Raw genomic sequence first — 12,372 nt, forward strand, 5'->3', positions numbered from 1 at the left:
GAGGTGCTGAAAAAGGTCGTCGTGCCGCTCATGCCGCTCACCGAGGCGTTCGAACTCGGCGTCGCCTGCGAGGTCTTCGGCTTCGACCGATCCGACGACGGACTGCCCACCTACGATTTCTCCCTCGTCGCCGGCTCGACGGAACCCATCCGCACCCGCTTCGGATACGGCATCGACGTCCCGTACGACCTGGACCGGCTCGACGACGCCGACCTCATCGTCGTCCCCGCGGGCGGAACCTACGCCGAGTCGGACGGCACCTTCGTCTGCGCGAAGGACCCCGATCCCTGCATGGACCCCCTCCTCGACAAACTCCGGGCTGCGGTCAACCGGGGCGCCAAGGTCGCCAGCCTGTGCAGCGGCGCGTTCGTGCTCGGTGCGGCGGGACTGCTGGACGGCCGCAAGTGCACCACCCACTGGCGGCACGCCCAGCGGCTCGCCGACCTCCACCCGGCGGCCACCGTCGACCCGAACGTCCTCTACGTCGACGACGATCCCGTTCTGACCAGCGCGGGCACGGCCGCCGGCATCGACCTGTGCCTGCACATCGTCCGCAAGGAACAAGGCAGCAGGGTAGCGAACGGGATCGCGCGGCGCATGGTGGTCCCGCCGCACCGGGACGGCGGTCAGGCGCAGTACGTGGCGATGCCACTGCCGTCGACGACGATCGACACCCTCGGACCGCTGCTCGACTGGATGACCGAGCACCTCGCCCTCGATCTGTCGGTGACCGCCGTGGCCGCCAAGGCCAACATGTCGCCCCGCACGTTCGCGCGGCGCTTCCAGGCCGAGACCGGGACCACACCCGCCCGGTGGCTCAGCGACCAGCGGGTACTGGCCGCGCAGCACCTGCTCGAGAACTCGGACCTCTCGGTCGACGTGATCGCCGAGCGCGTCGGCTTCGGCGGCGGTGCGGTGCTGCGGCAGCATTTCCTGCGACTCCGCCACACGACCCCGCAGGCGTACCGCCGCACGTTCCGCGACACGGAGCGCACCGGCTGAGAACGCGCGGGGAAGAATCGTCGGCGATCCGGCGTTGCACAGGCAACACAATCACCGAACGAAAGGACCCTCGTGGCCACCACAACTCTGACTCAGCAGAACTTCGACGAGACCGTGACCGGCAACGATGTCGTTCTGGTCGACTTCTGGGCGTCGTGGTGCGGACCGTGCCGCTCCTTCGCACCCACCTTCGAGGCCTCGTCCGAGCAGCACCCCGACGTGGTGCACGCCAAGGTCGACACCGAAGCGGAGCAGGGCATCGCCGCCGCGGCGAACATCCGCTCGATCCCGACGATCATGGCGTTCCGCGAGGGTGTGCTGGTGTTCAGCCAGCCGGGCGCGTTGCCGCCGGCGGCGCTCGAGGATCTGGTCACGCAGGTCAAGGCCCTCGACATGGACGAGGTGCGCAAGCAGATCGCCGAGCAGGCGCCGGCCGAATAGGGCGGCGGACCGCCGCCGCCTAGTGTGCGGCGGCGTCCCAACTGCGACCGGTGCCGACGGACACGTCGAGCGGCACCGACAGTTCGATGGCCGTGGACATCTTGTCGCGGACCAACTGTTCCACCTGCGCCCGTTCCGTGTCGACGACCTCGAGCACGAGTTCGTCGTGAACCTGCAGCAGCATCCGCGACTTCAGGCCCGCCTCGCGCAGCGCACGCTGCACGTCGATCATCGCGACCTTGATGATGTCGGCGGCGGTGCCCTGGATGGGGGCGTTGAGCGCGGCGCGCTCGGCGACCTCCCGGCGCTGACGGTTGTCGCTGGTGAGGTCGGGCAGGTAGCGGCGGCGCCCGTACAGCGTGGACGTGTAGCCGTCCTTGCGGGCCTGTTCGACGACCTCGTGCAGGTAGTCGCGGACTCCGCCGAACCGCGCGAAGTACGCCTCCATCTGCGATTTGGCCTCCTCGGTGGAGATCTTGAGCTGGGCTGCCAGCCCGAAGGCGCTGAGCCCGTAGGCCAGGCCGTAGGACATCGCCTTCACGCGGCGGCGCAGCTCCGGGGTGACCTCCTCGATCGGCACGCCGAAGGCCCGCGCGCCGACGAAGCTGTGCAGGTCTTCTCCGGTGTTGAACGCCTCGATCAGACCCTCGTCACCGGACACGTGCGCCATGATCCGCATCTCGATCTGGCTGTAGTCGGCGGTGAGCAGCGAGTCGTACCCCTCGCCGACGACGAAACCGTCCCGGATCTGCCGGCCCGCGTCGGTGCGCACCGGGATGTTCTGGAGGTTGGGTTCGGTGGACGACAGCCGGCCGGTGGCCGCGACGGTCTGGTTGAACGTCGTGTGGATGCGGCCGTCCTCGGCGACCGTCTTCAGCAGACCGTCGACGGTCACCTTCAGCCGCGTCGCGTCGCGGTGCGCGAGGAGGTGCTCGAGGAACGGGTGCGACGTCTTCTCGAACAGGTTCTGCAGCGCCTCGGCGTCGGTGGTGTAGCCCGTCTTCGTCTTCTTCGTCTTCGGCATCTCCAGCTCGTCGAACAACACGACCTGCAACTGCTTGGGCGACCCCAGGTTGATCTGCTTGCCGATGACCCCGTAGGCCGCGTCCGCCGCCTCGGAGACCTGCGCCGCGAACCGGCTCTGCAGGTCGTGCAGGTGGTCGCCGTCGACGGCGATACCGGACGCCTCGATGTCGGCCAGCACCGCCAGCAGCGGCAGCTCCATCTCGGACAGCAGCGCCGTCGATTCGATGGTCGCGAGTTCGGTGTCGAGCGCGTCCGCGAGGTCGAGGACGGCGCGGGCGCTGAGAATTTCGGTCTCGGCGGCTTCCGCGTCGACCTGGTCGGCGTCGTCGAGCAGCGACAGCTGCTCCTGGCCGGTCTCTTCCACCCGCAGTTCCCGGCGCAGGTACCGCAGCGACAGGTCGTCGAGGTTGAACGTCCGCTGCCCGGGGCGAACCAGGTAGGCGGCCAGCGCGGTGTCGCTGGTGAGGCCACCGAGCACCCAGCCGCGTCCGCGCAGCGCGTGCATCGCCCACTTGGCCTCGTGCAGGGCCTTCGGCTTGTCCACGTCCGCGAGCCAGCTGCCGAGCGCCTTCTCGTCCTCCGGGGTGGCGGACGCGGTGGCGATGTAGGCGCCCTCGCCGTCGGCAGCCGCGATGGCGATCGCCGTCACGTCGCCGCCGTACGGGCTGCGGGTGCCGACGACCGACACGCCGGACCGCTCACCCGTCGACGCGTGCGCCGACAACCAGTCCGCGACCGCTCCGGGATCGAGCGCACTCCCGCGGACCTCGAACCCCTCCTCGGCCTCGGCTTCGACCGGGGCGAGCGTGGCGAACAGCCGATCGCGCAGCACCTTGAACTCGAGATCGTCGAACAGCGCGTGGATCTTGTCCCGATCCCACTGCGCAAGCATCAACTGGTCCGGGGTATACGGCAGCGGGACGTCGCGCACCATCTCGGTGAGTTCCCGGTTGAGCAGGACGTTCGGCAGGTTCTCCCGCAACGCGTCCCCGACCTTGCCGCGGACCTTGTCGACGTTGTCGACCAGGCCGACGAGATCGCCGTACTCCTTGATCCACTTGGTGGCGGTCTTCTCCCCCACCCCCGGGATGCCCGGCAGGTTGTCGCTCGGGTCGCCGCGCAGGGCGGCGAAATCGGGGTACTGCGCAGGTGTGAGCCCGTACTTCTCCTCGACGGCCGCCGGCGTGAACCGGGTGAGGTCCGAGACGCCCTTCTTCGGGTAGAGCACCGTCACGCCGTCGGTGACCAGCTGGAGCGAGTCACGGTCGCCGGTCACGACGAGAACGCGGTACCCGAGCGCCTCGGCCTGGGTGGTGAGCGTGGCGATGATGTCGTCGGCCTCGAAGCCTGCCTCGGCCATCACCGGGATGCCGAGCGCACCGAGGACGTCCTTGGTGATCTCGACCTGCCCCTTGAACTCGTCCGGGGCCGTGCTGCGATTGGCCTTGTACTCGGGGAACTTCTCCGCCCGGAACGTCTGCCTGGACACGTCGAACGCCGCCGCCACGTGGCTGGGCTGCTCGTCGCGCAGCAGGTTGATCAACATTGAGGTGAACCCGTAGACGGCGTTGGTGACCTGTCCGCTGTGCGTCTTGAAGTTCTCGGCGGGCAGGGCGTAGAACGCACGGAAGGCCAGCGAGTGGCCGTCGAGCAGCATCAGGGTGGGGCGATCGTCGGACGACGCGGCGGCGCCGGACGCGGAGGACGTGGTGGACCGGGGGGTGGTTGCAGGGCTCACGGTTGCCCAGTCTAGGGAGCGGATCCGACACCGATCAGCCGGATGCGATACCCAACCGAAACGTGCCGGAAATCCGAGAACCCCATTTCGTGCGGCCGGAGCCGTTAGAGTCCGGAAATCGCGGCACGGGCTCGGTAGTCGAGTCCGTCACCGCATGTTCCTGACCGACTACACGTCCCCGGAGGACCTGCGTGGCCCCAACCGTGAGGAAGCGACTCCCTGCAGTGAGGACGCGACCGACATCCGCGAGGAGACGCACGAGACGAGGGCCGGTCAGCCGGCAGCTCGGCCGTGCGTTCGTCCTCGTCCTGTTCGGCCTCGTCGCGGCGATCGCTCTCGGCGGTCCCGCGGCGGCACAGGAACCCACCCCACCGCCCCCACCGCCCGCGAGCAGTGAGCAACCGGCGCCCCCCGCGAACGCGGTGCGGGTCAGCGGCAATCTCAACAACGCCGGCGAGCGGCTCGCGGGCGTCGAGGTGCGCGCGCTCGACTCCTCGGGCACCGAGGTCGCGAAGGCGACGTCGGAGTCCAGCGGCCGCTGGGAACTTCAGGTCGCGCCCGGCACCTACACCTTCGAGATCGTCGCGGACACCCTTCCCGAGAACGTCAGTGTGCAGGCCACGGTGGAACGTGACGTGGTGGCCGGTCGCTCCAACACGGTGATCTTCTCGTTCGGCGAGGCCCGCACCGGTTCCGCGGTCCCGTTCTACGAGAAACTGATTCGCCAGACCATCGACGGACTCCGATTCGGTCTCGTCATCGCGATCGCCGGCGTCGGACTGAGCCTGATCTACGGCACCACCGGCCTGACGAACTTCGCGCACGGCGAGCTCGTGACCCTCGGCGCGGTCGCGGCGTGGGGGATCAACGTGACGTTCGGGGTGCAGCTGATTCCGGCCACCGTCCTCGCCGTGATCGTGGGAATCCTGATCGGTCTCCTGAACAACGCCGCGATCTGGAAACCGCTGCGGAAGCGGAAGACCGGCCTGATCGCGCAGCTGGTGGTGTCGATCGGCCTCGCGATCTCCCTGCGGTACCTGATCCTGATCTTCTTCTCCGATCGCGCGGAGCCGTTCGTCGACTACCAGGCGCAGGTCGAACGGCACTGGGGGCCGATCGCGATCACCGACGCCAACCTGGTGTGCATCGTCATCAGTCTCGTCGTCCTCGTCGGAGTGGCCCTGCTGCTGCAGAAGACCCGCATCGGCAAGGCCATGCGCGCGGTGTCCGACAACCGCGACCTGGCCGCGTCGTCCGGTATCGACGTCGAACGGGTGATCCGCTTCGTGTGGGGTCTCGGCGGCGGGCTCGCCGCACTCGGCGGTGTCCTGTTCGGCATCTCCGAACTCGGCGGACGCGTGCAGTGGGAGATGGGTTTCAAGCTCCTGCTGCTGATGTTCGCCGGCATCACGCTCGGTGGGCTCGGCACCGCCTACGGCGCGCTGCTCGGCTGCGTGATCGTCGGCCTGCTCGTCCAGTTGTCGACGCTGGTGATCAACCCCGACCTCAAGTACATCGGAGGACTGCTCATCTTGATCGTCATCCTGATCGTCCGGCCTCAGGGCATTCTCGGCAGCCGGCAAAGGATCGGGTGAGGGCATGGACGTCACCGGAGCACTCCAGGTCTCGCTCGCCCAGCTGATCGGCCCGTCGGCGATCTTCTACGCGCTGCTGGCGATCGGCCTCAACCTGCACTTCGGCTACGCCGGACTGCTGAACTTCGGCCAGATCGGTTTCGCACTCCTCGGCGGCTACGGCGTCGGGATCATGACCGTCACGTACCATCAGCCGCTGTGGGTCGGCATCCTCGTCGGTCTCGCCGCCGCCGGGCTGCTGGCCGTCGTCCTCGGTATCCCGACACTGCGGTTGCGGGCCGACTACCTCGCCATCGTCACCATCGCCGCGTCGGAGATCCTGCGGCTGATCTTCCGTTCCACCGCTTCGGATTCCATCACCGGATCCACCAACGGCCTGTTCGGTTTCGCCGATCCGTTCACCACGCTCAGCCCGTTCGACTCGGGTAAGCAGTACAACTTCCTCGGTGTGAAGTTCTACGGCGACGACCTGTGGTCGATGGTCGTCGGCTGGACCCTCGTCCTGGTGCTGTGCGGGTTCGTGTACCTCCTGACGCACAGCCCGTGGGGCCGCGTCCTCAAGGCCGTCCGCGAGGACGAGGACGCCGCACGCGCACTCGGCAAGAACGTCTTCGTCTACAAGATGCAGGCGCTGGTCCTCGGCGGCATGATCGGTGGGCTCGGCGGTGTGTTCAACGCGCTGCAGACCAAGTCGATCAACCCCGACTTCTACTCCACCGCGCAGACGTTCTTCGCGTTCGGCGCGCTCATCCTCGGCGGCGCCGCGACCGTCTTCGGACCGGTGGTCGGGGCGATGCTGTTCTGGTTCCTGCTGGCCATCCCGGACGCCCTGTTGCGGCAGGCGATCTCCGGTCCCGACCCGCTGTTGCCGCTGACGGAACAGCAGGTCGGCGCCATGCGGTTCGTCCTCCTCGGCATCATGATCGCGGTGCTGATGGTCTTCCGGCCGCAGGGCATACTGGGCAACAAGCGGGAGGTGCAGCTCAATGCCTGACCACAGACTGCCGGATCGTCTGCAGACCGAGACCGGGCTCACCGCCGAGGAACGGGCCTCCATCTTCGCCGACGTCCCGCACTCCCCCGGCGCACCCAAACCCGACCCGATCCTCGTGGTCGACGACGTGTCCCGCACATTCGGCGGACTCAAGGCCGTCGACGTAGCGCATCTGGAGATTCAGCGCGGCTGCATCACCGGTCTGATCGGTCCGAACGGCGCCGGCAAGACGACCCTGTTCAACCTGCTCACCGGTTTCGACCGGCCGGACAGCGGCACCTGGTCGATGGACGGGCAGTCCCTCGGCCGGATGTACCCGCACCAGGTGGCGCGCCGTGGCGTCGTCCGCACGTTCCAGCTCACCAAGGCGCTGTCGAAGTTGACGGTGCTCGACAACGTGCGGCTCGGCGCCACCGGGCAGCGCGGCGAACGCATCGTCAACACCCTGCTGCCGTGGACGTGGAAGGGGCAGGAGCGGGCCGTCACCGAGCGCGCCAACGAACTGCTCGCGCGATTCAAGCTCGACGCCAAATCCGACGATCTCGCCGGTTCGCTGTCCGGCGGTCAGCGCAAGCTCCTCGAGATGGCGCGGGCACTGATGACGGAGCCGACGGTGGTGATGCTCGACGAGCCGATGGCCGGGGTGAATCCCGCACTGACACAGAGTCTCCTGGGGCACATCAAGTCGCTGCGGGACGAGGGCATGACCGTTGTGTTCGTGGAGCACGACATGGACGTCATCCGCGACATCAGCGACTGGGTGGTCGTGATGGCGCAGGGCAGCGTGATCGCCGAATCCACGCCGGAGCATCTCTCGACCAACACCGCGGTGGTCGACGCCTATCTCGGCAGCCACCACGATCAGGCACTCGAGTTCGACGCCGAGGGCAACCCGGTGGGCGCGACGGCGGTCCTCGCCGAAGCGCTCGAGAGCGCCGAGGCCGAAACCCTCGAGACCGGCGGCGACCTCTCCGAACCCGACATCACCGAGCTGAGGCGTGAGCACCCATGACCGAACCGACACCAGCGGAATTCGCGGCCACCCCCGAGGAGCATGCCCGGCTCGCCGAAGGGGCCCTCGTCCGCGCGGACGGGGTGGTGGCCGGTTACATCCCCGGCGTCAACATCCTGCGTGAATGCAACTTCTTCCTGCGCGAGGGGGAGATCGTCGGCATCATCGGCCCCAACGGCGCCGGAAAATCCACGCTCCTGAAGTCGTTGTTCGGGCTGATCCCGGTGCGGGAGGGCGCCGTGACCCTGCGCGGCGAGGACATCACGTCCCAGCCGGCCCACGTCCTCGTCCAGAAGGGCGTCGGCTACGTCCCGCAGACGCAGAACGTCTTTCCCTCGCTCACCATCGAGGAGAACCTCGAGATGGGGATGTATCTGCGCCCCAAGCTCTTCGCCGAAAGGTTCGCCTTCGTCGGCGACCTGTTCCCGCTGCTCGTCGAGCGGAAGAAGGTGAAGGCCGGCGCCCTGTCCGGCGGCGAACGCCAGATGGTCGCGATGGGCCGCGCGCTGATGATGGACCCGTCCGTGCTGCTGCTCGACGAGCCGTCCGCCGGGCTGTCCCCGATGTTCCAGGACGAGGTGTTCATCCGCTGCAAGAAGATCAACGCGGCGGGGGTCTCGGTGATCATGGTGGAACAGAACGCCCGCCGCTGTCTGCAGATCTGCGACCGCGGGTACGTCCTGGACCAGGGCCGCAACGCCTACACCGACTCCGGCCTCAACCTGATGCACGACCCGAAGGTGATCGAGCTGTACCTCGGGACCCTGGCGGGAAGTCAGGAGAAGAAGTAGTTCCACCACACGACTGTGGGCCAGGTTTCCCTGGCCCACAGTCCGTTTCAGATGTGTCCGATCACCCGCCGACGACGATGTATCCCTCCGTCGTCAGCTTGTTGTCGGCGCCGAACTTCAGCTTGCCGTACGAACCGATGGACGGCTCGCCCGCCGCGGCGAAGTCGAGCTTGCCGGTGATGCCGTTGTAGTCGATGTCCGTTCCGGCCTGCACGAGCGGCAGGCACTCCTGGTACGACGTGCACGGGGTGCCACCCTCGGTGACGGCGTTGATGTTGGCGGCGATGTCGCGACCCGCCGTCGACTTCCCGGCCTCTGCGGCGAGCGCGGAGATGACCACGGCGTCGTAGGACTCACCGGCGTAGTTGAAGTCGATCAACCCCGGGTTGATGGCCTTGAGGCGATCCTGGAAAGCCGGACCGACGTCGGTGAGAGGCGTGGTGCCCTGCATGCCGTCGAGCAGCGGTGCGGCGACCGATTCGCCGAGCGCGTTACCCATGTTGCCGTCGACGCCGTAGACCTTCATGCCGTCGGACGGGCCGATGCCCACCTCGTGCATGCGGGTGATGATCTTCGCCGACTCCTCGAATCCGACCACGGCGACGGCGTCGGGTGCGAAGTCCTTGACCTGATCGACCTCGGAGTTGAAGGACTGCGCGTTGGGGTCGTAGATGATCTTCTGGATCTGGTCCTCGGGGATGCCGGCATCGACCAGGTTCTTCTGGATGTTGTCGGCGAGCCCGGTTCCGTACGGGTCGTTGAGCGCCAGGATGGACACTCGCTGGCCGCCGTCGTCCGAAATGAGCTGCGACACGGCCTGAGCCTGCAGCACGTCGGTGGGCGCGGTGCGGAAGTACTGGCCCTTGTCCGGGTAGCAGACGAACTGGTCGGACGTGTTGGCCGGGGAGAACATCACGACGCCGGCGCTGGACACCTTGTCGATGACCTTCAGCGACACCGACGACGACGCCGCGCCGATGATCACCTGAGTGCCCGCGGCCAGTTCCCGGTCCACGGTGGTGTTCGCGGTGTCGGTGGTGGTGTCGCCCGAGTCGCCGGGAATCAGTTGGACGGGCTGACCGAGAACCCCACCGGCGGCGTTGACGTCGTTGACACCGAGCTGGGTGCCTGCCACCATCGGCGGTCCGAGGAAGGAGAGACTTCCCGTGTCGGGGAGCAGGGTGCCGATCTTCAGGGGCGCGGTGGACGGTGCCCCCGCTGCCGTCGCTTGTTCGGGGGTGCAGTCGGTGGAGACAGTGGTGGCCGAGGCAGAGCTGCCACTCCCGCTCGCGGAGTCGTCGCCACTGTCCGAACTACAACCTGCCAGTGCGAGAGATGCCGCGCCGAGAACCGCGGCCGCCCGCACGAGGGTCCGTTTAGCCATCCAAACTCTCCTTAGATCACCTGTGTACGGGCGCCACCCGAGTCGGCGTCCGCTGTGGGATCAGACGCTAGCGGTCCGGCGGCATTCGCGATCCGTCCGGAAAGGCTCGTGACCTTACTGTGATCTGAAAAGGACGAGTGTTTACGCGGACGTAGCGTGACGCTCCTCAGACGGCGACGAGACGGCGCACGGAGTCGACGACCACCTGCCGTCGGCGGGCCCGGTCCGCGGGGGCCGCCGCGCCGAGTTCCGGTGTCTGCGTGTGCCAGGACATCGCGACGGACCGGACGACGGCGAGCAGTTCCACGGGCTCGAATCGGGTGGGCAGCACCCCGTCCCGCTGCGCCCGCTCGATGTCGGCGAGCTTCGAGCGGTTGGACGCCACCACCACCTGCAGCGGCTCACCGTCGGGACGCTCGAGCTGGTACCAGGTGGCGAGCCGGAGCGTCGCCGGGTTGTCTTCGTACAGGTCGAAGGAGCGTCCCGCGTAACCGGGGAGGTCGGTGGCGTCGAACCGTACCTGCTCGGTGAAGGCCACCACGTGAGCGGCGAAGACGGCGTCGAACAACTGGCCCTTGTCGCCGAAGTAGGCGTAGATCATCGACTTGTTCGCCTTGGCGGCCAGCGCGATGCGGTCGACCCGCGCCCCCGCGATGCCGAACTCGGCGAACTCGGCCGCCGCCGCGTCCAGTAGCCGCTTCTTCGTTGCCTCTGCGTCGCGCACCATGGCACCAGGCTAGCAACCAAATAGTTGGTTGACAGCGTCACCCGGCGGGTGTTTCATGGAATCCGTCGGCAACCAACCAGTCAGTTGCAAGCACGTCGAGGGAGAACACCATGGCCAAGACCTGGCTCGTCACCGGAAGCTCACGCGGTTTCGGCAGGGAACTCGTGACCGCGATCCTCGCCGCCGGCGACAACGTCGTCGCGACCGCACGGCGACCCGAGCAGCTGAACGACCTGGTCGACGCGTTCGGTGACCGGGTCCGGACGGTCGCCCTGGATGTCACCGACGCCGCGGCCGCCCGCGCCGCCGTCGCGACGGCCGTCGAGGGGTTCGGGAGCCTCGACGTGGTGGTGAACAATGCCGGCTACGCCAACAGTGCCCCGATCGAGGAAATGGACGACGAGGACTTCCGGCAGCAGGTCGACGCCAACTTCTTCGGTGTCGTCAACGTCACCCGCGCCGCACTGCCGATCCTGCGCGAGCAACGCAGCGGCAGCTTCGTGCAGTTCTCCTCCGTCTGAGGTCGCGTCGGCGGCACGCCGGGGCTGAGCGCCTATCAGGCCGCGAAATTCGCCGTCGAGGGATTCTCCGAAGTCCTGGCGGCGGAGGTGAAGCCGTTCGGTGTGCGGGTGCTCATCGTGGAACCGGGAGCGTTCCGCACCGACTGGCAGGGTTCGTCGATGCAGCGCAGTTCCGTCGGTCCCGACTACGAGGCGACCGTCGGCGCGATGAACCGCTACCGGGAGGACGCCGACGGCACCCAGGCCGGCGACCCGGCCCGGGCCGCCCGGGTGATCATGGATGTGGTTGCCGCCGAGGACGCCCCGCTGCGACTACTGCTCGGGGCCGGCGCCGTCGACCTCGCCGAGAAGTCGTCCCGCGAACGCGCCGCCGAGGCCCGGCGGTGGGCCGACGTCAGCCGCGCCGCGGACTTTCCCGCCGGCGTCTGACCCGCGGCGGCGAAAACGCAGCGGCTGTCGCCGATCTCACGAATCAGCCGGCAGGCGCTTCCCCGCCGAGGGTTTCGAGGACCACCTGCGCGACCGCCTTCATGGTCGACCGGCGGTCCATCGCGGCGCGCTGGATCCACTTGAACGCTTCGGGCTCGGTCAGCGACTGCTTCTCCATCAACACGCCTTTGGCCCGCTCGACGACCTTGCGGGTCTCCAGACGCTCGGACAGATCGGAGATCTCGCGCTCGAGCGCGGTCACCTCCTTGAACCGGCTCGCCGCCAACTCGACCGCGGGCACCAGGTCGGCCACGGAGAACGGCTTGACCAGATACGCCATCGCCCCGGCGTCGCGCGCCCGCTCCACCAGCTCGCGCTGACTGAACGCTGTGAGAATGACCACGGGCGCAATGCGTTTCGCCGCGATCTCCGACGCCGCGTCGATGCCGTCCCGTCGGGGCATCTTCACGTCCATGATCACGAGATCGGGTTTGAGCTCCACCGCCAGATCGACCGCGGCCTGCCCGTCCCCCGCCTCACCGACCACGTCGTAGCCCTCTTCCCGCAGCATCTCGACGAGATCGAGCCTGATCAGCGCCTCGTCCTCGGCCACCACGACCCGCCGCGGCTGCGACGGCACACCTTGCTGCTGGGGAGCGTTCATGGCCACCATTCTCCTCTGCTCGAACGACCCCGGCGCGGGGAGCGAACG

At 67.9% G+C, this 12,372-nt stretch carries 10 protein-coding genes and 1 pseudogene; 7 read left to right on the plus strand and 4 right to left on the minus strand.

Going from position 1 to position 12,372, the window contains the following annotated elements; genetic code table 11:
- Window positions 1-3: 3 nt before the first annotated feature.
- Together ACFTWF_RS25095 and trxA are read left to right on the plus strand one after the other, a co-directional pair.
- Entirely contained in the window at window positions 4-1,002 is a 999-nt protein-coding gene (locus tag ACFTWF_RS25095; protein WP_378463870.1) for a helix-turn-helix domain-containing protein, read from the plus strand.
- A gap of 72 nt (window positions 1,003-1,074) precedes the next feature.
- Window positions 1,075-1,443, plus strand: coding sequence for a thioredoxin (gene trxA / locus ACFTWF_RS25100; protein ID WP_378463871.1), 369 nt, complete (start codon window positions 1,075-1,077; stop codon window positions 1,441-1,443).
- 19 nt (window positions 1,444-1,462) lie between these two features.
- Here trxA and polA read toward each other — a convergent pair whose 3' ends face one another.
- Window positions 1,463-4,207: a DNA polymerase I gene (gene polA / locus ACFTWF_RS25105; RefSeq protein WP_378463872.1), complete on the minus strand. Its 2,745-nt coding sequence runs from the start codon at window positions 4,205-4,207 to the stop codon at window positions 1,463-1,465.
- 224 nt (window positions 4,208-4,431) lie between these two features.
- On the opposite strand from polA, the gene ACFTWF_RS25110 reads away from it, so the two are divergent.
- The 4 genes from ACFTWF_RS25110 to ACFTWF_RS25125 are packed head-to-tail and all read left to right on the plus strand — an operon-like array spanning window position 4,432 to window position 8,599.
- The gene (locus ACFTWF_RS25110; protein WP_378463873.1) at window positions 4,432-5,802 is read left to right on the plus strand and encodes a branched-chain amino acid ABC transporter permease; all 1,371 of its coding nucleotides are present in this window, start codon (window positions 4,432-4,434) and stop codon (window positions 5,800-5,802) included.
- Between the two features lie 4 nt (window positions 5,803-5,806).
- Window positions 5,807-6,796, plus strand: a complete 990-nt coding sequence (locus ACFTWF_RS25115; protein WP_378463874.1) for a branched-chain amino acid ABC transporter permease — start codon at window positions 5,807-5,809, stop codon at window positions 6,794-6,796.
- Complete coding sequence (locus tag ACFTWF_RS25120; protein WP_378463875.1) at window positions 6,789-7,808, plus strand: ABC transporter ATP-binding protein; 1,020 nt, start codon at window positions 6,789-6,791, stop codon at window positions 7,806-7,808. Before ACFTWF_RS25115 ends, ACFTWF_RS25120 begins: the two co-directional genes overlap by 8 nt.
- On the plus strand, window positions 7,805-8,599 hold the full coding sequence (locus tag ACFTWF_RS25125; RefSeq protein WP_378463876.1) for an ABC transporter ATP-binding protein: 795 nt from the start codon (window positions 7,805-7,807) through the stop codon (window positions 8,597-8,599). Before ACFTWF_RS25120 ends, ACFTWF_RS25125 begins: the two co-directional genes overlap by 4 nt.
- A gap of 61 nt (window positions 8,600-8,660) precedes the next feature.
- Here ACFTWF_RS25125 and ACFTWF_RS25130 read toward each other — a convergent pair whose 3' ends face one another.
- Both ACFTWF_RS25130 and ACFTWF_RS25135 read right to left on the minus strand, forming a co-directional pair.
- On the minus strand, window positions 8,661-9,983 hold the full coding sequence (locus ACFTWF_RS25130; protein WP_378463877.1) for an ABC transporter substrate-binding protein: 1,323 nt from the start codon (window positions 9,981-9,983) through the stop codon (window positions 8,661-8,663).
- 166 nt (window positions 9,984-10,149) lie between these two features.
- Window positions 10,150-10,710, minus strand: coding sequence for a TetR family transcriptional regulator (locus ACFTWF_RS25135; protein ID WP_378463878.1), 561 nt, complete (start codon window positions 10,708-10,710; stop codon window positions 10,150-10,152).
- Between the two features lie 110 nt (window positions 10,711-10,820).
- On the opposite strand from ACFTWF_RS25135, the pseudogene ACFTWF_RS25140 reads away from it, so the two are divergent.
- Window positions 10,821-11,660: pseudogene (locus tag ACFTWF_RS25140) on the plus strand (oxidoreductase).
- A 43-nt stretch (window positions 11,661-11,703) separates the two neighbouring features.
- Here the strand turns inward: ACFTWF_RS25140 and ACFTWF_RS25145 are convergent.
- Window positions 11,704-12,333, minus strand: a complete 630-nt coding sequence (locus ACFTWF_RS25145; protein WP_378463879.1) for an ANTAR domain-containing response regulator — start codon at window positions 12,331-12,333, stop codon at window positions 11,704-11,706.
- Between the last annotated feature and the right edge of the window lie 39 nt (window positions 12,334-12,372).

Origin of the sequence: Rhodococcus sp. NPDC056960, assembly GCF_042674125.1 — a bacterium.
In the GTDB taxonomy this organism is placed as follows: domain Bacteria; phylum Actinomycetota; class Actinomycetes; order Mycobacteriales; family Mycobacteriaceae; genus Rhodococcus_F.

Coding starts and splice junctions, on each gene's coding strand:
- ACFTWF_RS25115 (WP_378463874.1), top strand. CDS start 5,807: ATGGACGTCACCGGAGCACTCCAGGTCTCGCTCGCCCAGCTGATCGGC.
- ACFTWF_RS25120 (WP_378463875.1), top strand. CDS start 6,789: ATGCCTGACCACAGACTGCCGGATCGTCTGCAGACCGAGACCGGGCTC.
- ACFTWF_RS25125 (WP_378463876.1), top strand. CDS start 7,805: ATGACCGAACCGACACCAGCGGAATTCGCGGCCACCCCCGAGGAGCAT.
- ACFTWF_RS25130 (WP_378463877.1), bottom strand. CDS start 9,983: ATGGCTAAACGGACCCTCGTGCGGGCGGCCGCGGTTCTCGGCGCGGCA.
- ACFTWF_RS25135 (WP_378463878.1), bottom strand. CDS start 10,710: ATGGTGCGCGACGCAGAGGCAACGAAGAAGCGGCTACTGGACGCGGCG.
- ACFTWF_RS25145 (WP_378463879.1), bottom strand. CDS start 12,333: ATGGTGGCCATGAACGCTCCCCAGCAGCAAGGTGTGCCGTCGCAGCCG.